Consider the following 25,367-nt stretch of genomic DNA (forward strand, 5'->3'; position numbering starts at 1 on the left):
GGGGGAGCCAATACACGAGTGAGGTCTACAAGGAGGCGCTAGACAGACTGCACGCGGTTCAGAGCATGAGCGAGAAAGGAGAATGCTGGGATAACGCCGTTCAGGAGAGCTTTTTCGCGACGTTGAAGACGGAACTGGAACTTGGAAAGGCGCAGTGGGGTCGTGCCCAAACACGAACGGAGGTCTTCGAGTGGATTGAGGTGTTCTATAACCGCCAGCGTCGTCACTCCGCGTTAGGCTACCGGTCCCCGGCGGCCTTTGAGGAGCAAGCCCCCATCCCGAACTGAGCCTCCACCAAACACTTGACAGATCAGTGGCCGGCAAAAAGCCCAGCGCGGCAACGAAATGCAGACCCTCGCCGACGTGTGAGCGCATCACGGCCCGCTCGCCCGCATCCAGCGCCCCAGGTTTGAGCAGCACCGCGTCAGGGATGGCGATCTTGCCGATGTCGTGCAGGTACGCGCCCCAGCGCAACGCCCGCGTCTGGGAGGGAGACCAGCACAGCGCCTCCGCCATCCTCATGGCCAGGGCGGCCACCCGGTCCGTGTGGCCCTTCGTCTCACCGTCGCGCACTTCCAGCGCCAGGCCCAGCACTCGGAGGGCGGCCTCACACGCCGCACTGGCCCGCTCATCAACGGCCAGACGGTCAGCGAGGGTGGTCTGCCGACCGTCTACAACGTCCTTGCCAACGCCCAAGTCAGCGAGATAGAGCTTGTCAGAGAACATGGCGGCAACGTAACAGCGCAAACCTCACAGCCGTCTGAATGGGAGAAAGGTTCAACGGAGATGAAAGGACTGCTCAGTACTCAATCCCGAAATCGAGGCCCCAGTTCACTTGACGGCCCACCACACGTCGCTGCTTGGCCTGATACATCCGCGCGTCGGCCAGTGACAGCCACTCCTCAATTCCCGCATCCGGTGGGGGCTGCGCCACACCCCCCTGAAGACAGACCGGGCCAGGACCCGGCGGCCAGTCTGCGGCCCGCAGTCCATCCGTCAGCCGGTTGCCCAGGTCCTCCAGCCGCGTTTCCGGTTCCCACACCAGCAGGGCAAACTCATCCCCACTCAGACGGAACACCATGTCCGGCGCCGGGAAGGTCTGGCTCAGCACCTGCCCCAGGGTGGCCAGCACCGCGTCGCACACCTGATGCCCAAACCCATCGTTGATCAGCTTGAATTCGTGGACGTCGAGCATCACCAGGCTCAGGGTCTGGCCCTCGCGGCGGGCGGCGGCCAGCGCCAGGGCCACATCGTCGTGAAAAGCCCGGCGGTTGGGCAGCCCCGTCAGAGCGTCGGTCCGGGTGAGCCGTCCGAGTTCTTCGCGCAGGGCTGCGTTTTCCAGCGCAATCGAGACGTGCTGGGCCAGCAATTCCAGGAACTCCAGATCGGTGTCGTCAAAGGCATCCACCTCATAACTCTGAATGGACAGCACGCCCATCCGTTCCCTACGAACTTCCAGCGGCACGAACAGCATGGACAGGGTGGGCTGGTCCGGTTGCTCATATTTCCCTGCGATGTCCAGAATGACTTGATCATCGTCGAGCAGCCGCCGCATCCGGGCTGGGTGTGCATCCAGGTAGGCGTAAATGTCGGGAACCGACAGCGCCTCACCGTGCAGAACGCTCTCGATAACGCCGTCAGGATAGAACGGCAGGCGCTGGGTATAGCGCCGATTTCCCTCGTACAGTTCCCATAGCCAGTCACCTGCCGGTTGTCGCAGGGCCAGCAGAGTGGCATGACCGGGGAACAGCGTTCCTGTCTGCTCGTGGACGGCGCGCACCACTGCTTCCACCCCGTGGCTGTTACGGGCCAGGGAGGCCAGCGCCTGCACCAGACGGCGGTAACGCAACAGTAAAGTTGTGGTTAGGTCCGGCAAGGGGGACTCCAGAAACAGAGAATGGATGGCCAGCGGGTGCAAGTGAACCCAGGCTCCACGCTCAAGAAATGACGATGATTACAGACAACTGATGATGCTGCACCGCAACAGGTCACGGGCACCTCCATCTTTCTGAACACAACGTCCTGCGCGAGCGCCTTTGGGCCTCAGGTGGCGTGTGACCTGTCCGCAGTCATCATCTCGCTGAACACCTGTACCAGCTCAGGATCGAAATGCTGACCTGCCTGCAACTCGATCTCCGCGAGCGCCTGCTCTGCGGTCCATGCTGCCTTGTACGGCCTCGGACTCGTCAGCGCGTCGTACACATCACATAACGCAAAAATCCGCCCCTCCAGACTGATGGCCTCACCCGCTTTCCCCGCTGGATACCCCTGACCATTCCAGCGCTCATGGTGATCGCCGATCACATCCAGCGCTGCTGCGGGGAGAAACCCCAAGGCTGCGGCAAACCGCAGCCCCGCCTCCACATGCGAGCGCATCACCGTCCACTCCGCACCACTCAGCTTGTCCGGCTTGAGCAGCACGGCGTCCGGAATGGCGATCTTGCCAATGTCATGCAGATACGCGCCCCAGCGCAACGCCTGAAGTTGCGCCGGACCCCAGGACAGGGCTGTCCCCATCCGCAGCGCCAGCACAGTGACCCGGTCCGTATGGCCCCGGGTCTCCCCATCACGTGCCTCTAACGCCAACCCCAGCGCGCGCAGGGCGGCCTCACGCGCCTGCACCGCCTGCTCATCGGCGGCCAGACGGCCCGCCAGACCGGCAATGGTGCCCGCCACCATGCTGAAGAGCGCGGCCTCCTCGGCCTGCCAGCGGTGCGGCTCCAGGGTGTGCATGAGAAATGCGCCCAGCAGGCGGCCCCCGGCGTCACAGACCGGACAGGCCGCCAGACTGGCCACCCCCAGTTCGGGGAAGCCCACTGTCTGGGGGGCGGCGGCGGTGTCATCGAAGAACAGTGGGCGGGCGCTGGAAACCAGCGCCCGCATCAGCGGCGTGTCCGCAGGCAGGCCATGAACAGCCAGGTGTTGCATTTCCAGGGTCTTCGGCATCTCGCCCCACGCGGCGCGCACCTGATAGTTCAGGGCCTGCGTGCCGCTGACTTGAAAATAGGCCGATCCCACTGCGGCCGTGTGGGTGACCAGATGTTCCAGGGTGGGGGTCACGCCGCTGGCCAGGTCCGGGGCGGAGATGATGAGTTGGGTCAGGGTCAGGACCGACTGGGCCGCTGTGATGCGGACGTCGTCATGTGAGGGCAGGTCAGACACGCGCGGGGTGTGCGCTGCGGAGAAAGCCATAAACTCAGCATAAAGCCTGCCGCTCACAAGACCATCACGGTGCTGACGAACCAACGTCTCTGTCAAAGACCGTTAGCTTTCCGGCAACACCTCAGTACCCGACAGTTTCTGCTCCTATCGTCTGGTGCGGCATCCAGAGTTGAATCAGATCAAGCAGTTCATCTCCTGAAGCCCCGACTTGACGGAAAGACGCCCGGACGAGCGACTGGAGGCCCAGGGTCACGACACTCCACGCCCGCCGTCCGTGTGTTTTAAGGGCAGTCTCCTGGGCGATGCCGACCAGGACGCTCCAGACATACGCCAGGGTCAGCAAACAGAGCAGCCGCGTCACATGGGCCGGAAGCGTCATGTGGGTGTTTTCCAATCGAAAGCCCTTGGTTTTGAGTGCTCTGAATAGACATTCGATTTCCCAGCGTTTGCGGTACCCCTTCAGAATGTGCTGGCCCTTGGTGGCGTTGCTTGCCACAGTCAGGGGTTCCCCCTGATCTGTCCGCGTCAGAACCACGTTCATCGGCAAGCCGTAGACCACGGCATTGTCGATCAGCATGGCTTTTTCATCGGGTTGGAGTCCCTCCAGCCACTCGCCCGCAGGCAGATCATCAATGCTCGCATCCACCCGCAGTCTCACCGTGATGGGGAGCCCACGCTCAGCCAATCCCTGAATCCACGCCTGGCCGATGAATTCCCGGTCTGCATAGATCGTGGCAACGTCGCAGCAGTCCAGCAGCGTTAGCGCCTCGTCCAGCAGGGTCAGCCGGGTCCTCGTCCCGCTGTTGCCGCTGTGCGGCAGCAGCTCGAACAGCAGTGGTACGGCCACGCCCCGCCAGTGAACAGCCAGCACCAGTGCATTCACGTCAGTCTTCCCCAATGTCCAGTTGCGGGCAAGCGTCCTCATGGGGAGGAGTAGCCCCATACGGGTGCTATCTCAGAGGCGACAGTCTGTTCTGCCCAAGAATGTGCGGTCCAGGCTGAACTCCCGCCGTTTTCCGTCAGGGAGCAGGGCCAGCACCAGACGGGCGACATCCAAAGGACACAAGGGGTGCTGGTGAAAAAAGCGCTCAATCTGGCGGATGATGGAAGCCGTTTGAGCGTTGCCGGGGCAACGCTCGGCCAGTGCCGCGTGGCAAACGTCTTTGGACCCGATCAACGCCAGAACAAGCAGGGCGAGCAGTTCCACCTGATTTTTTCGGTAGGCGGGGAAGTGAGAAACGAAGCAGAGACTCAGCGATTTCAGGGCATTGGGAGACGCGCTCTGTTCTCGCGTACTGGACGACAAATTTCAAGCCCCCTCTAAAACTGTCGGGTACTGAGCTCTGAGCCACTGCCAAAAACCGGTCCAGGTCAGGATGGAATCTCTGACGGGCAGTGGGTGGATACACTCTGTGCTGCGAACGCTCCAGGAACGAGATTTCCCAGCGCCAAGTGCGGCCTGACATGCTTACAGTCGACCCTCAGATAGCACACCGACAGACGGCACGGAATCAACGGAAGAACCGCAATAGCGGCGCAGGCCCAAATCTCTTCTGAATCAAAGCCTGAACGGGGTGCTAGGCTGAAACATGAATATGACAATTGTCATGCATGAGGGACAGACTCTTCATATCAAAGAAACCACTGCCTCTCAGGTCACAGACCTGCGTGAAAAGCTCAAGGCAGGCAGTGGTAGTTTCGAATTTATCATTGAGGATCGTCTGTACGTCGTCAATTGCGCCAGCGTAATGTATATCGACGTGACGCCTGCCTCCGCTGTCCGTCTGGCATCAGTGCCCATCTGACCGTAAGGGTTGATCTGCTTGGCCAGCTGAACAACTACTCCAGGTCAAGCCAGAAAACCGTTTACCGGCTCAACCACCGCGACTGAGAAAGTACATCGGTGAGCGCACTCACAACCTGCGCCAGCAGTTCCGTATCACTGGAAACGCGTCTGTGTTCTTCATCCTGGCGCGCGATGTACAGCCGGGCCAGCGGCGGCTGATGGGTAGGACCAATCAAATATATTGTGGCCTTTACATCGCTGAATTTGGGTCTATCGCTCTCTGTTGCCGATGGTGCTGCCGGATTCATGGCTTGGAAGGCTGCGGTCACCTGTGCAGGCCAGCCAGCCCCATTAAGGTCTTCTGGCCTGAATTCCTGAGCGGCATGCACTGAAGGACAATGAGGATGAAGCCAAACGTAGGGTGTACCAATGTGCGTGCTTAGAAAATGCTGCACGCAACACGCCAGAGATTTCCAATCGCGGGCGGATGTCATTTTTTGCAGCAGTGTCAGCATCTGCTTGCCGCGTTGGATTTCGTGTTCTAGATGGGCCAGATCAAGATGATGTGATTTTTCATCCACTGGTGGCGTACCGTAGAGGAGCCGTCTCTGACAGGGAAGGTGAGAGCCGATAGACAGAGCCGCATGCGGCAGATCGTCGCGAATCTGCACGGCCAGTTGCATGGTTGTACGGGCAGGCATATCGCCTACCTCGCTCTGGATAAAACCGAGAAATCGGCGGTAGTGCGAAGTGGCGTCGTCCGCCCGGCCCAAACTGCAAAGACAGGTCATCAGATTCCGGTGAAACTGTTCACCACCCAGAGGGTCAGACGCCAGGCCCGTGGCAAGGTTTCGGACAGCAGAGTGACATTCAACCGCCGCGCAGTGCAGGGAGGCGGCTTCCATTCTGGCCCGCACGTAGGCGGCCCGCAGAGTCGTGCGGATTTCCTCGGCCCAATCATCGGTGTAGTCGGGAAGGAAGTCGCCCTCATACAGACTCATGGCCTCGTAGAGGTGCCGCAGCCGCTGCTCACGGTCCCCGGCACACTTGGCTCGGCGCAGAGCGTCCTCAAATAGGAGATAATCCACGTTCTGGTAATATGCCGGAGCCAGAAAATAGCGCCCTTCCCGTTCCATAACTGCGTCCTGATGTCCCAGCGCCTGCCGGAGTCGGTGCTGGATCACCCTAAAGCTATTTTCAACTACCCCCATCTGGTGAATCAGAGCGTTACGGGTGGTTCCATCGGGATGGGCCAGCAAGAGGTAAAAAAGGCGCTGAGCCACAGGGGCTGTCCACAGGACAACCCTGCCATCCACAGTGATTCGTTGCTGGCCAAATGTTGTGATGCTGCGCTGCATAAGTCACTGTCCCGAGTGCAATGCACTTCACCGCCATGGGCTGCCAGAAAGGCTTTTCGAAGCCCTGTACCGAAATGGGGCTTCCAACCTATTTCTATACCTCTCATGTAACTCAACTGACCATGAGATCCACAGCGACACGACGCGGAAATTAAATGAGAATAAGATTTACGCAGTGTCACGTAACGCCATCGCAAATCTTGGGGCGAGGGATGACTCCGGGGGAAATAAATTCTATAGCTTTCCACACACTCTGAGAAGTAAGCCAAAACCGAATCAGACTGTCCTCAATGAACGTACATTTCTTTCGGTTCCTCTGTGTTGCGAGGGCCATCTCGCCGAAAAATGCTGTCCCAGCGCCATGCCAAATCTATTCTCGATGTCAGGCCCTTTCAAACATTCATTTTGGGCGGATGGGAGACTAGACAACCATAGCCCGACGCATGTGTTGAAAAGGACGTCCTCAACGCTGGTGGCGTACGGGTTGGCATATTGCTTTTCACGTACAGTGCAAATTTCCAACCTTTTAAATATAAAAAAGATGAGAAAAAAATTAAGATGAATTTAATTAAAGGGGAGATAGATTCTGAGAATTTTTGAACGCCTCTGCTGGAAATGTCGTTATACGGCGTCCTGCATGCATCGAGCGGAAAAATGAGAAGTCCAGCATAAGAACAGAGCGGGATAACAGCTCTGCATTAACTTGATTCACACAGCGCCGTCCATTAGGAAGTCTTCGAAAAAGACGGCGGTGGTGGATCAGAACCGTTGGATGGCAAATGCTTTATTTTTTTCATTTTTTGCGGAGTATGTGGTTTAGCCGGTGAGTGGTAGGGGAGGTGGGTTATGGCAACAGTTTTACTGGTCGGACTAAGCAGTCCGACATTGAACGTGATATCGGGGCTGCTGAACAGCGTCGAGTGTCATATCCTACTCGCGGCTGCGCCGAGGCAGCACGGGCGCTATATCAAGCTCACGCTGGCCATCACCGAATTCTGCCCGCAGGATTTGCCTCTGCCAGAGTTCATCAACCGTGTGCGGCTGCTCCAGCCCTTGCAAACACTGGTGATTGGTCCAGATCTTCCCGAAGATCAAATGGCCCAAATACTGGCTCCTCAGCATGTGGTTCGCTACCTCAAAGCCGCTACGCTGACCCATCAAAGCCGCGAAATGCTGAAGGACTGGCTGCCGGAGGCGGGACAGAATGTCCTGAAGCTGGGATTCTTGCAGATGAACTTGCAAGACCAGACGGTCCACTACGGCGCGCAACTCCTGATGTTCACCCCCACCGAGGTCCGGCTCCTGCAAGTGCTTATGCAGCGTCCTGGGCAACACACGGCCTGCGCCATCCTTGAGTCGCTCGTCCACTGCCACGACGTTCAGGCGCACCTGGGCAACATGCGGCGCAAGCTCGATATGTATTCAGCAGTGCCGATGCTGCGAGGCAATCCGGGGCGAGGCTACGCCCTGGATGCGCGCCGCTACACCCGGCACCGTGCCGATCCCGGTGCTGCGCTCAGAACCCAGCTCCGGTCCCTGATGTAGACCCAGCGACGTCCGTCCTAGCCTCCGTGACAGCTCCTGGATGCGGTCATCTCCCATTGTCTTGCCCTCACCTAAACGCGCGGTGATGAACATCTAGGAGGAACCACATGCCTGCCGAATATCCCCCAAATACCCCGCCTCTGCAAACCTGTCTTCACGTGGACCTCGACGTCTACCACGCCCGGAACCCGGGCCGCTCAGAGCGGCTCTGCCAGGTCATTTTGCTCGCGCCCGCCCTGGGCACCGATTTCTAGCGGTCCCAAGCCATGAAAGGAGTCAGATGACCACCAGAGTTGCCCTGCTCACCGAAGGAACCTATCCACTGCATGCGGGGGGGGTCAGCGTCTGGTGTGACCAGCTCATCACGGGCCTGGATGAAATCGACTTCCATGTCGTGGCGCTCGCCGGCACGAGTACAGCGGTGCGCTGCGCGACGCCCCCCAACGTTCGGCAGATCAGCGTTCTGGGGTTGTGGGAACATAGGTCGCCGCGCTCGACAAGTTCAAGTTTCCGGGGGGCCTTCCGGGACAGTTACGCGCAGATGCTCACGGCCATGCTCTCGGACGCACCGTACGCCGGCGCGGATTTCACTGGAGCACTTCAGAATCTGAGCCGACTGGCCCTGCGGGGAGACTTGCAAGCCGCGCTGGCCGATTCCGGCAATGCACGGGTGCTGCTCCAGGTCTGGAGTGACGCTGCGAACACTGCGACGGATACCGTGCGGCGCGTTCCCACCATTCCCCGTCCGACCGTGGCCGATGCCCTGAGCGCCACCATGTGGCTCGCGCATCTCCTGCGGCCCCTGGGACAGCCACTCCCCGAGTGCGACCTGACCCACGCCGTGAGCAACGGGCTGTCGGTTCTGCCCGCCATCGCCGCCAAGGCCATTTACGGTACGCCGTTCATCCTGACCGAACACGGCATGTACCTTCGCGAACGTTATCTCACGCCGCCCTCGCCGTACCTCTCGGCGGGCACGCGGGCGTTTCTGCTGCGCTTTTACAGACATCTCACCCAGGCGGCGTATGGGGCGGCAGACCTGATCTCGCCCGCATCGAACTTCAACACCCGCTGGCAACTGCACTTCGGAACCGACGTCCGGAAACTGCGCCCTGTGTACAACGGCATCAATCCTGAGCTGTTTACAGGCGGCGACACCGAGCCAGGCACGCCGACGGTTGCCTGGGTGGGCCGGGTTGACCCCATCAAGGACCTGAGCACCTTGATTCGCTCACACGCCCTGCTTCAGCGTCACGTTCCCAGCGCACAACTGCGGATGTTCGGCCCTATCCCACAGGGCAACGAAGCCTACGAGCTGGCCTGCCAGCAACTGATCCATGACCTGGGCCTGGACAGCGCGGCACACTTCGAAGGCCGCGTACCATCAGTGGCGCAGGCGTATCAGTCAGGACATGTGGTGGCCTTATCAAGTATTTCAGAGGGTTTCCCGTACTCGGTGATTGAGGCGATGGCGGCTGGACGCGCGATGGTGGCCACGGATGTGGGCGGCGTGCGCGAGGCCATCGGGGATACCGGGCTGGTGGTTCCCCCCCGCGATCCTCAGGCGCTGTCTGAAGCGTGTCAGGAACTGCTGCAAGACGACGCGCTGCGCCGCACCCTGAGCCGCCGCGCACGCGACCGGGTGCTGACCCTTTTCACGTTGCAGCACTGCATTGACGCTTACCGCTCCATGTACGCCGAACTCACCGGCCCGGCTCCGTTGTCCGCCGCCGTGGGCGGCTGAGATGACGGCTCCCCTGGCACCTCTGCCGCCCCTGACGCGCCTGGGACGCGAACTCAATGCCGTCTGCGCCCACGCCACCCAGCCCGAGGAGATCGCGGCGGCGCTGGAGGCCAATGGCCTGAACGACGATATTGCCCGCGAGCGTTACGGCCTGGATAACGTGTTCGCGTGCGCTGAGGCGCTGTTCGTGAACGTGCCGTACCGGGAACCCAGACCCGCCACCTTGCCCGCCTTGCTCCCAGCCTGGAACCTGATCACACGCGGCGCGCTGTATGCCCTACCAGGTGCGGCGCTGGCGGTTGCCGCCCCGCTCCTCGCGCCGTATCCAGGTGCGCAGACCGCCCTGATCGTTTCGGTGGTCTTCGGCTGGGGCTGGGGCCAGGGCCTCGCCAGCCTGGGTTACCGCAAATCAGGCCGCCCGCTGTACCGTTTCCTGAGTGGAGCAACGCTGCTCACGTTCCCGGTCGCCGCTGCGCTGAGCGCCCTGGCCGCGCTGGTAACGCAGCAGCCTGTGCTGGCAGCCGCCCTGGTGGGAGCGGTGGCAGGCAGCGCTTTCGCGGCTTTCGCAGCGCTCCTGATTCTGGGCCGCCCGTGGCGCGTTGCCCTGGTGTATCTGCCCAGCCTGGCCTGTCTACTGACCGTTGCTCTGGGAGGGGTAGTCAACGCCGACGTCGCCTGGCTGTCAGTGGCCTTTGCAGCGGCGCTGCCGCTCCTCGTCCTCGCCGAACGGACGAACCTGCCCGAGGGGTTACATCTGCCGGTCCTGCGCTGGACCGTGCCACTGGCCCACGCCACAGCAGGCTGGAGCTGCGGCCTGTTCGTGACTGTGGTTTTTGGCGCGGCGTTGTGGAGTCGGCTGGGCGCAGCGGCGCTGCTGCCAGTGATCGTCAGTGTCGGAGCGATGGAGGTGCTGTCGCTGATCTTTCATGGCCGCCTGCGCGCGCTGGCCCACCGGCACGGCAACCTGGGGAGCCTGGGGCGCAGCGCCGTCCGGGCCTTGCTCCAGGTCCTGACGCTTTACCTCTTGGTTCTGACTGTCCTTCTCACACTGTACCTGGCCATGACGCAGCCTGGGGGCTGGCAGGAATTACCGGCTGGGCTCGTGGCCGCCCTGCCGCTGCTGGTCTACGGCGGCGCGCTGCTCCTGGGCACGTTGATCAGCAACACCGGGTACCCCTGGCTGACTGGCGTCGCCTGGCTGTTCGGCAGTCTGGTCTTCCTCACGGTGCAGACCACGCAGCCACAGAACGCCGCCCTGCTGGGTGCAGTGGCCACGCTGTCCGTCACGGCGCTGGGGATGAAGGCGCTGTTGTGGAACCCCCTGACCTACCGCTAATCGCAGCCCCGCCCCCATTCGCCCTCAACAGATTTAAGGAGACAGATATGGAATCTCTTATTGCAGTCACTGGAGCCGAGGGTTTTATCGGTTCGCATCTCGTCGAGGCCCTGGTCCAAGACGGCGCGCGCGTGCGGGCCATGGTGCAGTACAACTCGTTCGGTTCCTGGGGGTGGCTCGAGGCCTTGCCGTCCGACGTGCTCGCCCAGGTCGAGGTGGTGCCAGGAGACGTCCGTGATCCAGGTTCGGTAGCCGGGCTGATGCGTGACGCCCAGGCCGTCTATCACCTGGCTGCGCTGATCGCCATTCCCTACTCCTATCAGGCCCCCCGATCCTACATCGACACGAACGTCACCGGGACGCTCAATGTGCTGGAAGCAGCCCGCCAGTACGCGACGCCGCGCGTCATCCACACCTCCACGAGCGAGGTGTATGGAACGGCCCGTACAGTGCCCATCAGCGAGACCCACCCCATTCATCCGCAGTCGCCCTATGCCGCCTCGAAGGCTGCTGCCGATCACCTGGTCAGCAGCTACGCCCTGAGTTATGACCTGCCAGTCGTCACGCTCAGGCCCTTCAACACCTATGGTCCCCGGCAGTCTGCGCGCGCCGTGATCTCCAACATCATCGCCCAGCTCAGCGCCGGGGTACCTACCCTACGCCTGGGAGACATGACCCCAACGCGCGACTTCACCTTTGTCCAGGACACGGCGGCGGCCTTCCTCGCCGTGGGCCGTGCCGGGGCGCAGGTGCTGGGCCGGACCCTCAATGCGGGCAGCGGCAAGGAGATCAGTATCGGAGACCTGACGGAAGTGATCGCCGAGGTGATGGACCGGCCCGTGCAAATCCAGCAAGAGGAAGAGCGCCTGCGTCCCTCTGGCTCCGAAGTGCGGCGCCTGGTATGTGACAACCAGGAGTTACGCAATCTCACAGGCTGGCAGCCGCGCCTGGCCCTGCGTGACGGACTGGCCCGTACGGTCGACTGGTTCAGCCATCCGCACAACCTGGAACGCTATAAGACCGGGCTGTACAACGTCTGATCGCCTGTGATCGCCAATCTATCCCCCTCAGACCACTGAAAATTCGCCACTCGCCCGCACACGCGGAGGCACAGGAGGAACAGCAATGCATGCAGTCATCATGGCCGGTGGAAAAGGCACCCGTCTCCGCCCCTTCACAACCTGCGTTCCCAAGCCACTGGTCCCCATCGGAGACCGCTATTCGATCCTGGAAGTCCTGCTGATGCAACTGCGCTACCACGGTGTCACCAGCGTTACGCTCGCTATTGGCCACATGGGTGGCCTGATCCGCGCTTTTATTGGTGACGGCTCACGCTTTGATCTGGACGTCCGCTATGTCATGGAAGACCATCCGCTGGGAACAGTCGGCCCATTGCTGCCAATCCTGGACGATCTGCCCGAACACTTCCTGATGATGAACGGCGACGTGCTGACCGACATCAACTTCGCCGCGCTCTACCACAGCCACCTCGACAGCAACGCGCCCCTCACGGTGGCCACGTACCAGCGGCAGGTCAGCAGCGAATTCGGCGTGCTCGACGTGCAGGCAGGCCACATCGTGGGATTTCGTGAGAAGCCGGTTTTTGACTTTGATGTGAGTATGGGCGTGTACGCCGTGAGCCGTGAGCCGCTGCGGGAGTACCTGCCCGGCCAGAGCCTGGGGGTCGACGTGCTGATCACCGATCTGATGCGCCGGGGCGCGCCACCAGCGACGTTCGCGTTCGGCGGCTACTGGCTCGACATCGGGCGGCCTGAGGACTACGACCGCGCCAACGCGGAGTTTGAAGAGCTGCAATACCAGTTCCTGCCCCACCTGTCGGTGCCAGCCCCAGATCAGCTCGCCCCACTGCGGATCGTGATGGGAGAAAGCGCATGAATGTCCTGGTCCTCGGAGCAAACGGCTTCCTGGGCCAGCAGGTCCGAACCCGTCTGGCCAGCCTGTGCGGCTTCGAGGTCCAGGCCGCCCCACCCTCGCATACCCTTGATCTTGCACACGTGGGACCGCTGGTATGGGACCGGCTTCTCGACAGCGCAGCGCCTGACGCGGTGGTGAACTGCGCGGGCCGAACGCATGGCAGCCCCGAGGAACTGCATGCTGGAAACGTCACGCTGGTCGAGGGGTTGATCGCAGCGGTACTCCGCCGTCTCACCCCCCCTCGGATCGTCCATCTGGCCTCCGCTGCCGAATACGGCGCGGTGCCGGAGGGTCACGCCTCACGCGAGGACGATCCGGCCTGTCCCCTGTCGCCCTACGGCGCATCCAAGCTGGCCGGAACCGTGCTGATTGAACAGGCCGTCCGCAGTGGCCACGTTCAGGCTGTGGCGTTGCGCCTGACCAATCCACTGGGTGCGGGCATCGGTGCGGGCACCTTGCCGGGCCGCGCCGCCCGCGAACTGTCGGCAGCGGCGCAGGAAGGCCGGGACACGGTGCGTTTTGGCCCACTCGGGGCACGGCGCGATTTCGTGGACGCCCACGATGTGGCTCGCGCCGTCCTGCACACCCTGACCTCGGACCTGAGCGGCGTGGTGAATGTGGGCAGCGGGCGGGCACGTCCGGTGCGCGATCTGGTGGACGGACTGGTGGCCCTGACCGGCTTCCGGGGCCAGATTCTGGAAGACGCCCCCGGCAGCCCCCGCAGCGGCGACGTGCCGTATCAGCGGGCCGACATCTCGCGCCTGCTGGACAGCGGCTTCACGCTGCACCACAGCTTTCACGATTCGCTGTACGTACTTCTGCGGGGCCTGAATCCAGCCGAGGCCAGAGCAGGCGTGCTGAGTTGAAGTCCTCTGCTCCCGCCCCCAATCGTATCCAGTCAACCCTGCCCCTCCATCTGACAAGATTCATTTTCCCCTTGCGTTATCGCCGTGAACGATCAGATGACCCCATCTGCCCAGGAGCCTGCCCATGAAAACCAAAGTCCTGCTGTCCACCCTGACCCTCTCGCTGCTCCTGGCCTCCTGTGGCCCCCCCTCTGCGCCGCAAATCTCACCTGACGCTGATCTGAGCTACACCGATCAGTCCAGTATTCCCGGCAGCGACTACAACGATCTGACCTATCTGGTGCCTGGACCCAACCCCAACAAGCTGCCCAGCCGCGCCCGTCTGGGTGAGGCCACCATTGCCAAGGGCACCCGACTGAATGCTCAGGCGCTGCCCGCCAACGCCCAGACTGACAAAGTCGAGCTGCGCGTGCTGGTTCTCAGTAGCGGCGCGGGGGATTACGGTCTGGACAGCGCCACCGCCATGTTGCAACAGAGCGGCGTACCCTATGTTGTCCTGGACGCCAGCCAGGCCCCACTGGGGCAGGGCAACCTGATCAACGCGGACGGCAGCGGCAAGTACCAGGGCGTGATCCTGACCACCAATGCACTGATTAACGAGACCAGTCCTGGCGTCTACACCAGCACATTGGACAGCAGCGAATGGGACACCCTGTTCCAGTACGAGGCGGCCTATAAGGTGCGTCAACTGGCCCTCTACGGCTACCCCGGTGTCTCGCCCGAGGATTACGGCCTGCGGGCAGTTCCGGGCGCAGAAACTGCCACAACTTCAATGGCCCCGAACACCGCTGGGAGAGGCGTGTTCAAGGACCTGACCGGTGCGGCCCTGCCCGTTCAATACGCTTACAGCTACCCTGCGTCTGTCGAGGCAGTGTCGGGGGTGATCACGACGCCGCTGCTCTTGGACCCGCAGGGCCTTGTGCTGGCCGCCACCAGCACCGCCGCTGACGGACGTGAGCGGCTGCTGATCACCACCGCCGAAAACCCTTACCTGCTGCACACCGAACTGATGGGCTACGGGCTGGTGCAGTGGCTGACCCGAGGCGTCCATCTGGGCGAACACCGCCGCTTCCTTCAGGTGGACATCGACGATTATTTTCTGGATGGTGATCACCTGAATGCCCAGACGGGGCAACTGTATCCCACCCCGTTCCGCCTGAGCGGTTCGGACATGCTGTCGTTACGCGACCAGCAGACCAGCCTTGAGCAGGCGTTTCCGGTGGCCCGCGCCTTCCGCTACGCAATGGTCTTTAACGGTGGCGGTGCCAACACCAATGCCCCCGCCTCATGCAATCTGGGGATCAGCACGCCGGATCTGCTGACCAGCGTGACCAAATGCGTCAAGGGCAGCTTTGATTGGGTCAACCACACCCGCAACCATCTGCGGATGGATGTGATGGACCTGAAGACGGCCAAGGGCCAGATTGGCGGCAACGTGACGATTGCCAACAAATTGGGGCTGCCCTTCAGCCAGAAGAGTCTGGTGACTGGTGAACACAGCGGTCTGGGCAACATGGACCCGAATGATGACGGCACCCACAACGACGACGATACCAACCCGGTCAAGCAGGACCTGGGGTTGGGCCGCAGCAACCCCAACATGCTCTCGGCGGCCGTCAATGCCGGGGTACGCTTTATCGCCTCTGATCACAGCGTCGCCAGCCAACGCGACGATTCGTGCGCCACCTGCGGGGTGCCGCACCCGCTCAAGAGCAATATTTTCCTGGTGCCGCGCTGGCCCACCAACATGCATTATCACGTCACAACCCCAGATGAGGCGCTGCGGTCCTATAACAGTATCTACGCACCCGGCGGCACCCGTCCCTACTGGGATCATGCCCTAAATTACGCCGAGTTCCTGGACAAGGACAGCGATCTGACCCTGAACCACATCCTGGGCGGGTATGCCTTCCCCCATTACATGCACCAGCCCAATCTGGCGCAGTACGCCCCTGGTAAGAGCCTGATCAGCGACTGGGCGCGCGCTGCACTGACCAAGTACAGCCAGTACAGCACCCTGCCACTGAACACGTACAAGTGGGACGATCTGGGAACGTACATGCAGCGCCACACCACCGAGGAAAAGGCCAAGACGGCAGGCACCCTGCGCGGTGTCTGGGACCGCAAGAACAACCGCGTGGTCCTGAGCAATCTCGCTTCCGGCACGGCGCCGCTGAACCTGACCGGCGCGACCTCGGGAACGGTTTACGGCGCGTACCGGATCGCCAGCCTCAACCTCAGCGGCAACAAAACCGTGGCGGTCACGCCCCAGTAAGATCGTCCGTCATTCAGCCGCATCCCAGCCAGGCTCGACTGGGTGACCACCACGCCGCCCGTCCCTGATATCCATTCGACCTCACGTGGATGGGGGCGAGGCGGGAGCCACGGAGCCAACCTTCTTCCAGGTGGACAACCATCGTTCCAATGCCGCCGGCGTCGTTCCGGTGACTGGAGGCAAGGTAGCCTTCAATCCGCAGCATCCGTTCCACTGCACAAGAAGCCCAGTGGAACACCTGTTCTCGCCTGTTGTAACCGGTAGCTTGCGCCGCGTCTATCTCGGCACCCCCCCGAACACATGCGTCCAGAGCCAGGGTTTCTGGGACGCACTCTGGCCCGAAGTGGCCCGGGTGGTCCCCAGGGGCCACGTCCGGTCCCGCAGGAGTCTCAATGACTGTCCCCGAAATTTGGTCCGATGTTAGCCGAGTACCCCACCCGGTTCTTCCTGCCGCGCCGCGCCGCCAACCGCACCGCAGCTTCGCCGTGTACTACGGTCACGCGTGTCTGAGCAAGCTCCGGACCTTCCGCACGGTGGTGCTGCAACCCGAACACTACACGCCCACCGATATTCTGTGGCTCAGGGATCAGGGCGTGACTGTACTGGCCTACATGAGTGTCGGCGAAGATCCCAGTCCTGAACCTTCGGCCTGGTCGCGCAAGACCCGCAATCCCGACTGGGGGACCTGGTACGTGAAAATCGGGCACGCAGGCTGGACGGCGCGCCTGCACGCCGCCGCCGAATGCCATCTCCAGCACTTTGATGGGTTGTTGCTCGACACGTTGGACGGCTCGGTTCTGTTTCCATCGGACCGCTCGCCACTGCTCCGAACCCTGAGGTCACTCAGGAAGCGTCATCCCACCGCGTACATTCTTGCCAACCGGGGCTTTGACCTCTTGCCCGACGTGGCTCCCTATATCGACGCCGTTCTGCTTGAATCGTTTACCACTTCCTGGGAGGATGGGTACCGCAAGCTGCGTCCTCACGAACTGGCGTACACCGCCGAGATGCTCCGGCGGGTGAGAGCGCAGGGTCTCCAGGTTTTCGCCCTGGATTACGCCTGCACCCCACAGCAGCGGCGCGTGGCGCTCTCGCGGGCACGGGCCTTGAATGTCAGCACCTTCGTCAGTGTCCGGAACCTCACGGCCCTGTGAGGTACATGAAGTGCAAGAGGCAGTTCCTGCGCATCTCTGCGGAAATCGGCTGGATAGCGTGGTCTGCCCACGCTTTGGCCGGGACACGCAGTCTTGCCACACAGGGCGTGGGATCTCTCGTCCAGCGCAGGGGGAAGCGTCTGCAACAATTCCCGCGCGGTCAGGAGCGCTGCGCGGGAATCAAATGGAATTCAGATCAGTTGCAGGTTTCACGCAGGTAGCTGCCCATGGTTGATCCGACCAGACTCAGATCCTTCTTGAGTGCGTTGACACCAAGCTGGGCCATCAGGTTGCAGTCCAAAGCTTTATTGCGGCTGTATTCGACGTTCAGGGCGAGCTTGCCGCGTTTGACGTATTCGGCAAGCGGGCCGCATTCCCCGAATTGCTGGCATTCCTCGTTCAGGATGCCGTCGAATTTGTCGACCATCATCTTGCCCGTGCGGTCCCTGAGCAGAATCTTGTCCGGGCCATTCTTCTGGAAGACGGCCAATCCTTGCCCATGCGCCTGATCGGCGATCCAGCCATTGAAGTCGATCTGCTGCTGGGTGGTAATGCGGCCACCACGTACATTTTCATCATTTTGCAGGTTATCTGGCTCCAGCGCGTCGAAGCCCTTGCTCTTGCACATCTTCATGCGGTCAATCAGGATACTGGCCAGCACCGAGTTAGGCTTGAAGACGTCCGTGACATCCAGAAAATATTCTGCGGGCCAGTCGGGGTCCTGCTGAATCTTGAGATAGTCAGGATAGCGGGCCGAGTCCGGGCGGCCAGGTTCGTAGCTGCCCGCATCAATGTAACAGACCGTATAAAGACCTTGCCGCTTCAGCTCCGCGACCTTGGCTGCCGACACTGTAAAGCCGTCGAGATCAATCAGCTTGACGTCGGCTGCTACCTTGATCGCGCTGTCAGTGGACGCTCCAATCTGCCAGTCCCAGGCAACCTTGCCCGCAGGGGGCAGCTTAAAGTTGCCGGTGCCGACAACAGGATTGGGTGCGGGTGGAGTGGGCGCGGGTGGAGTGGGCGCGGGCGGAGTGGGCGCGGGCGGAGTGGGCGCGGGCGGAGTGGGCGCGGGCGGAGTGGGGGTACCCGAGATTTCACAGTCTGTCAGGACAGCCCCAGCCCAGTCGGCATGGTCGTAATAGTTGTTGTCCCCAGCGTCGCCCACCACCAGCTTCAGTTTCCGGCGGCCCGAAACGTCCACGTTGACGGTTTTGGCCGCGTCCGCGCCAGTCATCCGGCCACTGTCGAACACCTTGACGCCATCGGCAAACACCTGGAACACCACGCTGCCCTGGTTGCCCACCTCATCATCGATGCCCACGTCGCTGATAAAGCGCTTGCATTTGCCGCCCAGATTGAAAGTCATCGAGGAATTGGCATGCACCCCAAACCCGCTGTCGTACCTCTTGCCGTTCACGGCCATCATGCGCCCGTCTCTGGCCCCGGATTCACCGTTGCTCATGTTGCGCTCGATCGGTCCGTATCCGCTGGTGGCCGCCGTCCACGCCTCGCCGCTCAGCATGTTGTTGCCGGTGTTGATCGTCAGCGCCTTCATCCTGGCCACCTCGGCCTCCATCCCTACCAGACCGTTGTCGGGAGAAACCCAGGAGTGGTCCGTCCCGTCATAGACGAACTGACTGCCGTCCTGTTGGTCGGCCTGGGACTGGGGCGCAGCGGTCTGTTGCGAGCAGGCAGCCAGAGTCAGGGTCAGGGCGAGAGCGGTCAGGGACAGGGCAGAACGGGGGGAGTGAGACATGGTGGTTTTCCTCTGTGAAGACGTTGGGGGGGGCGGGTGACTTGATCGATTCAGGTTCAGGAAGGGTGCTGCTGGTCCTGAATAGTTAAAGATCATTCGACTTTTGGAGCTGAGGACATATGCTGCGAGAGCAATCAAGACAGCAAACAAGACAGGCACTTCAAAAGAAGTGTTTCGGAGAGTGAAGATCATCAGGTTCTAATGCTGAAAGTCCAGCACGAGAATCCGCATTGAGGCGGGCGTTCGGGGAGGCAAAGCCACCGCTACCTCTGAACTTACGAATAACTTAGAGAATCAATTCTAACCAGACCATCACTATAAAAAAAATAATGTGCGAAAAAGTTCTTTATAGACATGGCGTCTGTAAAGATCGGCAGGAAATGCGAAAGCTGATGAACAGCAAGCGGACTTGGACGGACCGGATCTACCGGCTGTGCGGTGACCGCAACGCCGATGAATATATGGATGCTGTTCTGAGTGACATGACGCGCCGATGAGCGGGAACGCCTAACTCTCCGACACCTCTGAGTCAATACACAGGACGAATCAAAAGTTCTGCAGAAAATCGGCCGGATATCATCAAGCGAGCCGCCGCCCACCCTGCTCATCGGAGCAGGTCAGGTATTGGAGTTGGGTCCAGGGACTAGAAAGTATGCGTCAGTCTCAGAGATTGTACCTGCATCATCAGTAAAAAACCTCTTCTGGTAGGCAAGTTCCAGAGTGGCCGTCAGATTGATTTAGCTACATGAGATAGGCGTGATTGGATTGGTGAAATAGAAAAAGGTGCGATGTATTGAGATACTGAGCTTTCGTCATATAGAGGAATGGAGGAAAGCCAGAGAATAGTAAAATCGTCCTATGCCCGCAGGCCATCGTTCATCGTCTTGAACGCTGATCTCGCTATCAATAGGAGTAGTTCGTAAAGCAAGGGCCGCGCTTCAAAAGATTAACTTCCAAATTTAAAGAATAGAACAGACAATTTAAATTTGGGAACTGCTCAGTAAAGAGGTGATTTATGCCACTGCAAATGCCGCCACTTAGTCATAATCAGCGGCTTGAACTTGAGACGCTTTACCGCAAAGCTGAGGATGGGCGAGTGCGTGTGCGGGCACTTTGTATATTGCTCGCCGCCGACCAGGGACAAAGTATTCCCGAGATTGCGCAAATTGTCCGTTATCATGAGGAAACTGTGCGTCGTTGGCTAAACCGCTATTTGGCAGATGGAATCAATGGCCTTTACGATGCGCCAAAATCTGGTGCACCGCGTAAAGCCACCACCAACTATCTAGAAGAATTCTTTGCCGCAATGAGCCAGAGTCCCAACGAATTGGGCCTTCCCTTTTCCAACTGGACTGGCCGCCGTCTCGCTGACCATCTTGCAGAACGTACTGGTCTGCGCCTGAGCGCTGCCAGCTTGTATCGGTTGCGACGTCAGAAGACATCGCGCGGGCGTGACTGATTCGGTCCCGACAGTTTCTCAAAATGTATCTGCTGAGCGGCATAAAAGTCATACAAATTCCAAGATTTTCGTCAGCCAGAACAATGCTTATGAGTTCTGGTTGTAATGAATACAATTTTTTCAAACCACAGTTGAGTTCGGAAAACTGCGTCTGGAACGCTTATGTTTTTAGCTAAAAATAAGATTCTTGTTCTTGCATAATATTGCTAGCGGTTTATCTCGCTTGAGCTGTACTTCTCGAGTTCGCTCATTGGTCAATATCTGCTCATCAATGACCACAAAACTTCTGACGTAATTTGAGCTACCTTTCGTGGCCTTCATTTTCATATCTTTCATCCCAGTCCACTCTGCAACTGGAGCTACCGCAACTTCACGGCACCCCGTCCAAGCCCTGAGCCAAGGTAGATTTCTCTGTGCCCAGACGATAAAAAGCGAGATAATATCTAGCGATATCGTCTCCGCCACTGTTGAGGCCATCACCCTGACGGCCCAACAGAAAGTATGAGAAAGCGTCCCCGGTAGGGAACACTCTCTGGTTGTAAAGACCGAAAATGTCGCCTGAGACGCACTTCGACTCCTTCAAGCCGTCCTCGCCCACATCCAGCAGGGTGTGTGGAACGACATCCGCAACGCCTAAACTTTTGCCTGGATGGTCACTGGACTGCTTCTTTCCCAGCGCAGCTCCATCCCCGCCTGCCTCGCCTCCATCCACTCCTATGACACGTCCGCACAAAGCAGCGAACGCCGCGTTCGGCGGCGGCTGGATTCTCCAGCCACCCTCCCCACTAGCATCTACAGTCCGCTCGTCACCCGTCCCCTGCGCGAAGGGTCTACCGGATTTCGTGGGCATCCATGAGGTCTGTCTGCTGGCGGATCGATGGTTCTGCGGTACAGACCTGATGGCCTGGCTCTGGATCTTCAACTGGCACTACCGTATTCGGATCGAGCTCAGCCTGATTCTGGCGGACCCCAATGGTCAGTGGCTTTGCAAGGTGGGTGACGTGCGACTCTCGCCCAGAGAAACGTCCCACTTCCACAACGTCACCCCAATCCGCAGGCATTTTGGTCCCGTTCGTATCACTCTCCTCGTCCGGCGGACGGCTCAGAGGAGTGCCAGATGGTCAGCAACGAACAGACGAGCGTGGAAACCTTTGCCGACTACGGTGCGCGCTTCCAGATTGAGGGAGACTTCCTGGACGAGAAAAGTGGTCTGTTCAGGTTGGAAGATTCCCGACTGCACGACGCTGCCAGTCTGGAGCGTCTGATTCTGGTGCTGTCAGTGGCAACCTTGCTCCTCGTGTCTGAAGGCATGGAGATGATGCAGCGGCGGGCGCTGCGCCATCTCAAGATCGGTCTCCAGGTGGTCCATCATGCACGTCAGGCGATTTTCACGCGCCTGACGCTCCAGACGGGGCCTGACCCTGAGCCACCGAGTCGGCGGAAGTGTACTCTTGACCCTCCTCAAACTTGGCTGGCAGCTTGTTTTCCGTGCGCCCTCTAGACACTGCGCTGAGGTGGTGATCGGCTCCATGCCCTTCGCTGTCTGCCATCCCAAACGGACTTGACGCTGTCACTTTCTAGGGGCCAGGTGGGGTTCCGGCACGCAAGGGCAGTCTTTCGAATCCAAGCTTCACGCATGGGTGCGGGAGGACAGCGAGGGCGCGCAGGATTTGACCAGATCGGCCCATTCGCACGACACCACAGTGGGCTATGAACTCCATCGACGCTGGCCCAACTTCGACGGGCCGAAAATCGTGTAGGACAAGGGGGACTGCTGTTTGGGCGACATCTATCCGCTCAAATCCAATTCGCGATACGACACTGGATGGCGCCCAGACCGCCAGCCAAAATTCCGCGAACGTATGGCAATGGTGTTTTCTCAGCTTGTTGCCGAGGGGATACGGTTTGTCCAGACTCAAACGTTGGCTTCGTTGCGCCTGCGCGTCGCCCTGGCCGTCATTGCCCACAATCTCCCCAGGCCCTGAACGGGGTGGATTTGTTCACTTTCGCTTGACATTCCTGCTCCGTCCGCTTAACTTGAATCTGTCCACAATGTAACGTTTTCAACTGCCGGCACCCGAGAAAAGTCTCAGATCGTTTTGACGTCTGAGACAGCGCATACCGCATCACGGTTATGAACGAGCGCTCTCAGTTTGTCTTTGTGAGTCCGCCAGGGTGTCGCCGCCAAGTCCAGAGGACCTATGCCTGAAACCACACACAGCTCCGTTCTCCCCCTGGTGCGCAGCGCGGGTATCCGCGAGGTGGCGCGGCTATCGGGCGTATCCATCGCCACGGTGTCACGGGTGTTCAACGACGCCGCCTCGGTGCGCCCGGACACGCAACAGCGGGTGCTGGAGCAGGCCGCAGCGCTGGGGTACGAGCCGAGTTCGCTGGGCCGCAACCTGGTGCGGGGCCGCAGCGAACTGCTGGGACTGATCGTGCCGAACGTATCTTTTCCGCTGTACGGCCAGATGATCGGCGGCATTGAGGACGTGCTGGGCCACCGGGGCATGAGCATGCTGCTGGCGTCCAGCCACGACGACGCGGTCAGCGAACTCACGGCGGCGCAGAAAGTACTCCGGCACGCGGTGGACGGCGGCGTCGTCATCAACACGCAATCAGACGTGGCCCTGCCTGCACCACGCGGCATGAACTGGGTTCACATCTCGCCGGAACACTCTGGTCTGCCTTACCGCGTGGAACTGGACAATGCGGCAGGCGGACGTCTGGCGGCCCGTGAATTCCTGCGCCTGGGACGTCGGCACCTGGCTTACATCGGCGCGCCGGGCCGGGAAAGCAGCGAGCGCCAGCACGGTTTCGCCGGCGAGCTGAGCCGGGCAGGTCTGGATTACCGCCGCGCCCAGGGCGACTATTCCGAGCTGTCGGGAACCCAGGCTGCCGACGATTTGCTAGAGAAATCCTCCGTACTGGACGCTGTTTTTGTGGCAGGTGATTTGATGGCAGCCGGAGTCCTGCGCGCCCTGCACATGCGCGGTCTGCGGGTTCCGGGAGAGGTGGCGGTGATCGGTTTCGACGACGCCGCGCTCGCCTCGCTGCTGTATCCGCGCCTGACCAGCATCCGGCAACCCGCCTACGCGATGGGCGCGGCAGCGGCGGAACTGTCCCTGCGTCTGATTGGAGGCCACAGCGCCGAGTCGGTGGTCTTCTCTCCCGAACTGGTGCGCCGTGAGTCCACCGGACCACCCTGACATCCACCCGCTCCCCTGCCGTCCCGCCTCCACACTGCCTTTTCACCCACTGCCTGTCTGAAGCCGCCCGTTGTTCGCACGCCCCCGTGTCCCTGGAGGAACCATCCATGCACAGCAAAGTTAAAATGCTCCTGTCTCTCTCCCTGATCGTGACCGCCGCCCTGAGCAGCGCCGCACTCGCGCAGAACCCCAAGACCGTGTTCACGGTGGTGCGCGATACCCAGTGGGGCGCGGAGAACTACAACCCCTTTATCCCCGGCGATCAGCACCTGCTGCCTACCAACTCGGCCATCTACGAGAGCCTGTTCTTCGTCAACTCGATCAACGGCAAGGTCACCCCCGTGCTGGGCACCAAATACGCCTGGAGCAAGGACAACAAAACGCTGACCGTCACCACCCGCCCGAATGTCAAGTTCACGGACGGCCAGGCGTTCAGCGCCAGCGACGCCGCCTTCAGCTTCAATTACCTCAAAGCAAATCCGGCGCTGGACACCAGCGGCATCTGGAAAAGCGGCCTGAGCAGTGTCAAGGCCAGCAACGCCAGCACACTGGTCTTCACCTTTGCCACCCCCAACACCCCGATCTTCCAGTACATCGCCGCAACCCCGATGGTGCCCGAACATCTGTGGAAAGACGTGAAGGACCCCAGCACCTTTACCAACACCAAGCCGGTGGGCACCGGGCCGTTCATGGCCGAGAGCTACAGCCAGCAGGCGCTGCGGGTGCTGAAGAACCCCAACTACTGGATGGCGGGCAAGCCTGCGGTGGACGCCGTCGTGTGGCTGGCCACCAGCACCAACGACGCGGCGCAGCTCAAGCTTCTGAGCGGCGAAGCGGACTACGGCTATATCGGCATTCCCGATCCCAAAGCCTACGCGGCCAAGAGTGCAGACGCCAGCTACTGGTGGCCCACCAACAACATCAATTTCTTGTACTTCAACACGGTCAAGGGGCCATTCAAGGACGCCGCGTTCCGCAAGGCCGTCGCGCAGGCCATCGACACCAAAGAAGTGGCCCAGAAAGCCTATGCGGGCGCAGTTCCCGCCGCCAACCCCGCCGCCATCTTCCCCGGCCAGCAAAAAGAGTGGCTCTCCAAGGCCGCCAAAGCCACCTTCGACGTCACGGCAGCCGACAAGGCACTGACCGCCGCTGGCTACAAGAAAGACAGCAGCGGCACCCGCCTGGGCAAGGACGGCAAGGCGCTGCCCAGCTTCAAGATCCTGGTGGGCGCGGGCTGGACGGACTTTATTACCATGGCGCAGGTGGTCAGCAACAACCTCAAGAAGGTGGGCATCAGCACCAGCATTGACCAGCAGGCGTGGGGCAGTTATTCCGGCGGCCTCCAGACCGGCAGCTACGACATGGGCATTTCCTGGGGCTGGGGCAACGGCTCGACGCCGTACTACACCTTCAACGCCGCCTTTAACCCGGACTTTTCCGCCCCGGTGGGCAAGACGGCCCCCAGCAACCTGGCGCGCTACACCAACCCGGCCATCACCAAGGCGCTCAAGACCTTCAGCACCACCAGCGACGAGGCCACCCAGCAAAAGGCCATCGATACCATCGTCACCACCGTGATGAAAGACCAGCCGTGGGTGCCGCTGACGGACCGCGTGAACTTCGGGCTGTTCAACACCAGCAAGTTTACCGGCTTTCCCAGCGCCGAGAACCCCTACAACGACGCCTCGCCCGACGACACCGCCGGGGCGCGGCTGATGTTCCTGAACGTCAAGCCCAAGTAATGGAGTCTGGGGGTGGGTTGTGGGCCGTGGGGAGAAGACC

The 25,367-nt window shown here is 60.8% G+C and carries 21 protein-coding genes and 1 pseudogene; 15 read left to right on the forward strand and 7 right to left on the reverse strand.

The genetic code is table 11. The features are described from left to right. Nucleotides 1-287 (forward strand): integrase core domain-containing protein (locus tag BOO71_RS10885; RefSeq protein WP_139322892.1); only part of this gene is annotated, 287 nt, incomplete at its 5' end. Nucleotides 288-330: 43 nt separating this feature from the next. On the opposite strand, the pseudogene BOO71_RS29065 reads toward BOO71_RS10885, so the two are convergent. The 5 genes and pseudogenes from BOO71_RS29065 to BOO71_RS28745 form a co-directional block, all read right to left on the reverse strand. Then, a pseudogene (locus BOO71_RS29065) lies at nt 331-726 on the reverse strand (HD-GYP domain-containing protein); the annotation flags it as partial. A gap of 73 nt (nt 727-799) precedes the next feature. Further along, nucleotides 800-1,876 (reverse strand): GGDEF domain-containing protein, encoded by a 1,077-nt coding sequence (locus BOO71_RS10895; protein WP_175607426.1) that lies wholly within the window; start codon nt 1,874-1,876, stop codon nt 800-802. A 167-nt stretch (nt 1,877-2,043) separates the two neighbouring features. Next, nucleotides 2,044-3,192, reverse strand: coding sequence for an HD-GYP domain-containing protein (locus BOO71_RS10900; protein ID WP_083653348.1), 1,149 nt, complete (start codon nt 3,190-3,192; stop codon nt 2,044-2,046). Nucleotides 3,193-3,283: 91 nt separating this feature from the next. Beyond that, nucleotides 3,284-4,087 carry a transposase gene (locus BOO71_RS10905; protein ID WP_254843125.1) on the reverse strand — a complete coding sequence of 268 codons (804 nt, stop codon included), beginning with the start codon at nt 4,085-4,087 and terminating at the stop codon, nt 3,284-3,286. A gap of 30 nt (nt 4,088-4,117) precedes the next feature. Beyond that, complete coding sequence (locus BOO71_RS28745) at nt 4,118-4,468, reverse strand: hypothetical protein (protein WP_254843126.1); 351 nt, start codon at nt 4,466-4,468, stop codon at nt 4,118-4,120. A gap of 283 nt (nt 4,469-4,751) precedes the next feature. Between BOO71_RS28745 and BOO71_RS10910 the strand changes: the two genes are divergently transcribed. Then, nucleotides 4,752-4,967: a hypothetical protein gene (locus BOO71_RS10910; RefSeq protein ID WP_139322893.1), complete on the forward strand. Its 216-nt coding sequence runs from the start codon at nt 4,752-4,754 to the stop codon at nt 4,965-4,967. 61 nt (nt 4,968-5,028) lie between these two features. Here BOO71_RS10910 and BOO71_RS10915 read toward each other — a convergent pair whose 3' ends face one another. After that, nucleotides 5,029-6,306, reverse strand: coding sequence for an AfsR/SARP family transcriptional regulator (locus BOO71_RS10915; protein ID WP_075832245.1), 1,278 nt, complete (start codon nt 6,304-6,306; stop codon nt 5,029-5,031). 846 nt (nt 6,307-7,152) lie between these two features. Here BOO71_RS10915 and BOO71_RS10920 point away from each other — a divergent pair. The 8 genes from BOO71_RS10920 to BOO71_RS10955 all read left to right on the forward strand — a co-directional run bounded on the left by BOO71_RS10920 (nt 7,153) and on the right by BOO71_RS10955 (nt 17,161). Next, on the forward strand, nt 7,153-7,851 hold the full coding sequence (locus BOO71_RS10920; RefSeq protein ID WP_075832247.1) for a response regulator transcription factor: 699 nt from the start codon (nt 7,153-7,155) through the stop codon (nt 7,849-7,851). A gap of 280 nt (nt 7,852-8,131) precedes the next feature. Next, complete coding sequence (pelF, locus tag BOO71_RS10925; RefSeq protein ID WP_075832249.1) at nt 8,132-9,595, forward strand: GT4 family glycosyltransferase PelF; 1,464 nt, start codon at nt 8,132-8,134, stop codon at nt 9,593-9,595. Between the two features lies 1 nt (nt 9,596). Further along, nucleotides 9,597-10,931 (forward strand): hypothetical protein, encoded by a 1,335-nt coding sequence (locus tag BOO71_RS10930; RefSeq protein ID WP_075832251.1) that lies wholly within the window; start codon nt 9,597-9,599, stop codon nt 10,929-10,931. A gap of 47 nt (nt 10,932-10,978) precedes the next feature. Beyond that, entirely contained in the window at nt 10,979-11,971 is a 993-nt protein-coding gene (locus BOO71_RS10935; protein ID WP_075832253.1) for an SDR family NAD(P)-dependent oxidoreductase, read from the forward strand. An 85-nt stretch (nt 11,972-12,056) separates the two neighbouring features. Then, entirely contained in the window at nt 12,057-12,827 is a 771-nt protein-coding gene (locus BOO71_RS10940; RefSeq protein ID WP_075832255.1) for a nucleotidyltransferase family protein, read from the forward strand. Further along, nucleotides 12,824-13,732, forward strand: coding sequence for an NAD-dependent epimerase/dehydratase family protein (locus BOO71_RS10945; RefSeq protein WP_075832257.1), 909 nt, complete (start codon nt 12,824-12,826; stop codon nt 13,730-13,732). Before BOO71_RS10940 ends, BOO71_RS10945 begins: the two co-directional genes overlap by 4 nt. Nucleotides 13,733-13,856: 124 nt before the next feature. Further along, the gene (locus BOO71_RS10950) at nt 13,857-16,007 is read left to right on the forward strand and encodes an Agd3-related carbohydrate-binding protein (protein ID WP_075832259.1); all 2,151 of its coding nucleotides are present in this window, start codon (nt 13,857-13,859) and stop codon (nt 16,005-16,007) included. 392 nt (nt 16,008-16,399) lie between these two features. Then, nucleotides 16,400-17,161 (forward strand): endo alpha-1,4 polygalactosaminidase, encoded by a 762-nt coding sequence (locus BOO71_RS10955; protein WP_083653349.1) that lies wholly within the window; start codon nt 16,400-16,402, stop codon nt 17,159-17,161. Between the two features lie 196 nt (nt 17,162-17,357). On the opposite strand, the gene BOO71_RS26955 is transcribed toward BOO71_RS10955, so the two are convergent. Beyond that, nucleotides 17,358-18,917 carry an endo alpha-1,4 polygalactosaminidase gene (locus tag BOO71_RS26955; protein ID WP_175607427.1) on the reverse strand — a complete coding sequence of 520 codons (1,560 nt, stop codon included), beginning with the start codon at nt 18,915-18,917 and terminating at the stop codon, nt 17,358-17,360. 1,015 nt (nt 18,918-19,932) lie between these two features. Between BOO71_RS26955 and BOO71_RS10975 the strand changes: the two genes are divergently transcribed. From BOO71_RS10975 to BOO71_RS11000, 5 genes are all read left to right on the forward strand, one after another. After that, a complete protein-coding gene (locus BOO71_RS10975) occupies nt 19,933-20,376 on the forward strand; it encodes a helix-turn-helix domain-containing protein (protein WP_075832263.1) in 444 nt (147 codons plus the stop codon). A gap of 1,117 nt (nt 20,377-21,493) precedes the next feature. Next, nucleotides 21,494-21,877: a hypothetical protein gene (locus tag BOO71_RS26960; protein WP_139322895.1), complete on the forward strand. Its 384-nt coding sequence runs from the start codon at nt 21,494-21,496 to the stop codon at nt 21,875-21,877. A gap of 277 nt (nt 21,878-22,154) precedes the next feature. After that, nucleotides 22,155-22,361 carry a hypothetical protein gene (locus tag BOO71_RS29300; RefSeq protein WP_139322896.1) on the forward strand — a complete coding sequence of 69 codons (207 nt, stop codon included), beginning with the start codon at nt 22,155-22,157 and terminating at the stop codon, nt 22,359-22,361. A 216-nt stretch (nt 22,362-22,577) separates the two neighbouring features. After that, nucleotides 22,578-23,585, forward strand: a complete 1,008-nt coding sequence (locus BOO71_RS10995) for a LacI family DNA-binding transcriptional regulator (RefSeq protein WP_075832267.1) — start codon at nt 22,578-22,580, stop codon at nt 23,583-23,585. Nucleotides 23,586-23,692: 107 nt separating this feature from the next. Then, nucleotides 23,693-25,327, forward strand: coding sequence for an ABC transporter substrate-binding protein (locus BOO71_RS11000; RefSeq protein ID WP_075832269.1), 1,635 nt, complete (start codon nt 23,693-23,695; stop codon nt 25,325-25,327). The last annotated feature ends 40 nt before the right edge of the window (nt 25,328-25,367 follow it).

Source organism: Deinococcus marmoris (assembly GCF_001949125.1).
Classification (GTDB): domain Bacteria; phylum Deinococcota; class Deinococci; order Deinococcales; family Deinococcaceae; genus Deinococcus; species Deinococcus marmoris_A.

Coding starts and splice junctions, on each gene's coding strand:
- BOO71_RS10900 (WP_083653348.1), bottom strand. CDS start 3,192: ATGGCTTTCTCCGCAGCGCACACCCCGCGCGTGTCTGACCTGCCCTCA.
- BOO71_RS10905 (WP_254843125.1), bottom strand. CDS start 4,087: ATGAGGACGCTTGCCCGCAACTGGACATTGGGGAAGACTGACGTGAAT.
- BOO71_RS10910 (WP_139322893.1), top strand. CDS start 4,752: ATGAATATGACAATTGTCATGCATGAGGGACAGACTCTTCATATCAAA.
- BOO71_RS10915 (WP_075832245.1), bottom strand. CDS start 6,306: ATGCAGCGCAGCATCACAACATTTGGCCAGCAACGAATCACTGTGGAT.
- BOO71_RS10920 (WP_075832247.1), top strand. CDS start 7,153: ATGGCAACAGTTTTACTGGTCGGACTAAGCAGTCCGACATTGAACGTG.
- pelF (WP_075832249.1), top strand. CDS start 8,132: ATGACCACCAGAGTTGCCCTGCTCACCGAAGGAACCTATCCACTGCAT.
- BOO71_RS10930 (WP_075832251.1), top strand. CDS start 9,597: ATGACGGCTCCCCTGGCACCTCTGCCGCCCCTGACGCGCCTGGGACGC.
- BOO71_RS10935 (WP_075832253.1), top strand. CDS start 10,979: ATGGAATCTCTTATTGCAGTCACTGGAGCCGAGGGTTTTATCGGTTCG.
- BOO71_RS10940 (WP_075832255.1), top strand. CDS start 12,057: ATGCATGCAGTCATCATGGCCGGTGGAAAAGGCACCCGTCTCCGCCCC.
- BOO71_RS10945 (WP_075832257.1), top strand. CDS start 12,824: ATGAATGTCCTGGTCCTCGGAGCAAACGGCTTCCTGGGCCAGCAGGTC.
- BOO71_RS10950 (WP_075832259.1), top strand. CDS start 13,857: ATGAAAACCAAAGTCCTGCTGTCCACCCTGACCCTCTCGCTGCTCCTG.
- BOO71_RS10955 (WP_083653349.1), top strand. CDS start 16,400: ATGACTGTCCCCGAAATTTGGTCCGATGTTAGCCGAGTACCCCACCCG.
- BOO71_RS26955 (WP_175607427.1), bottom strand. CDS start 18,917: ATGTCTCACTCCCCCCGTTCTGCCCTGTCCCTGACCGCTCTCGCCCTG.
- BOO71_RS10975 (WP_075832263.1), top strand. CDS start 19,933: ATGCCACTGCAAATGCCGCCACTTAGTCATAATCAGCGGCTTGAACTT.
- BOO71_RS26960 (WP_139322895.1), top strand. CDS start 21,494: ATGGTCAGCAACGAACAGACGAGCGTGGAAACCTTTGCCGACTACGGT.
- BOO71_RS10995 (WP_075832267.1), top strand. CDS start 22,578: ATGCCTGAAACCACACACAGCTCCGTTCTCCCCCTGGTGCGCAGCGCG.
- BOO71_RS11000 (WP_075832269.1), top strand. CDS start 23,693: ATGCACAGCAAAGTTAAAATGCTCCTGTCTCTCTCCCTGATCGTGACC.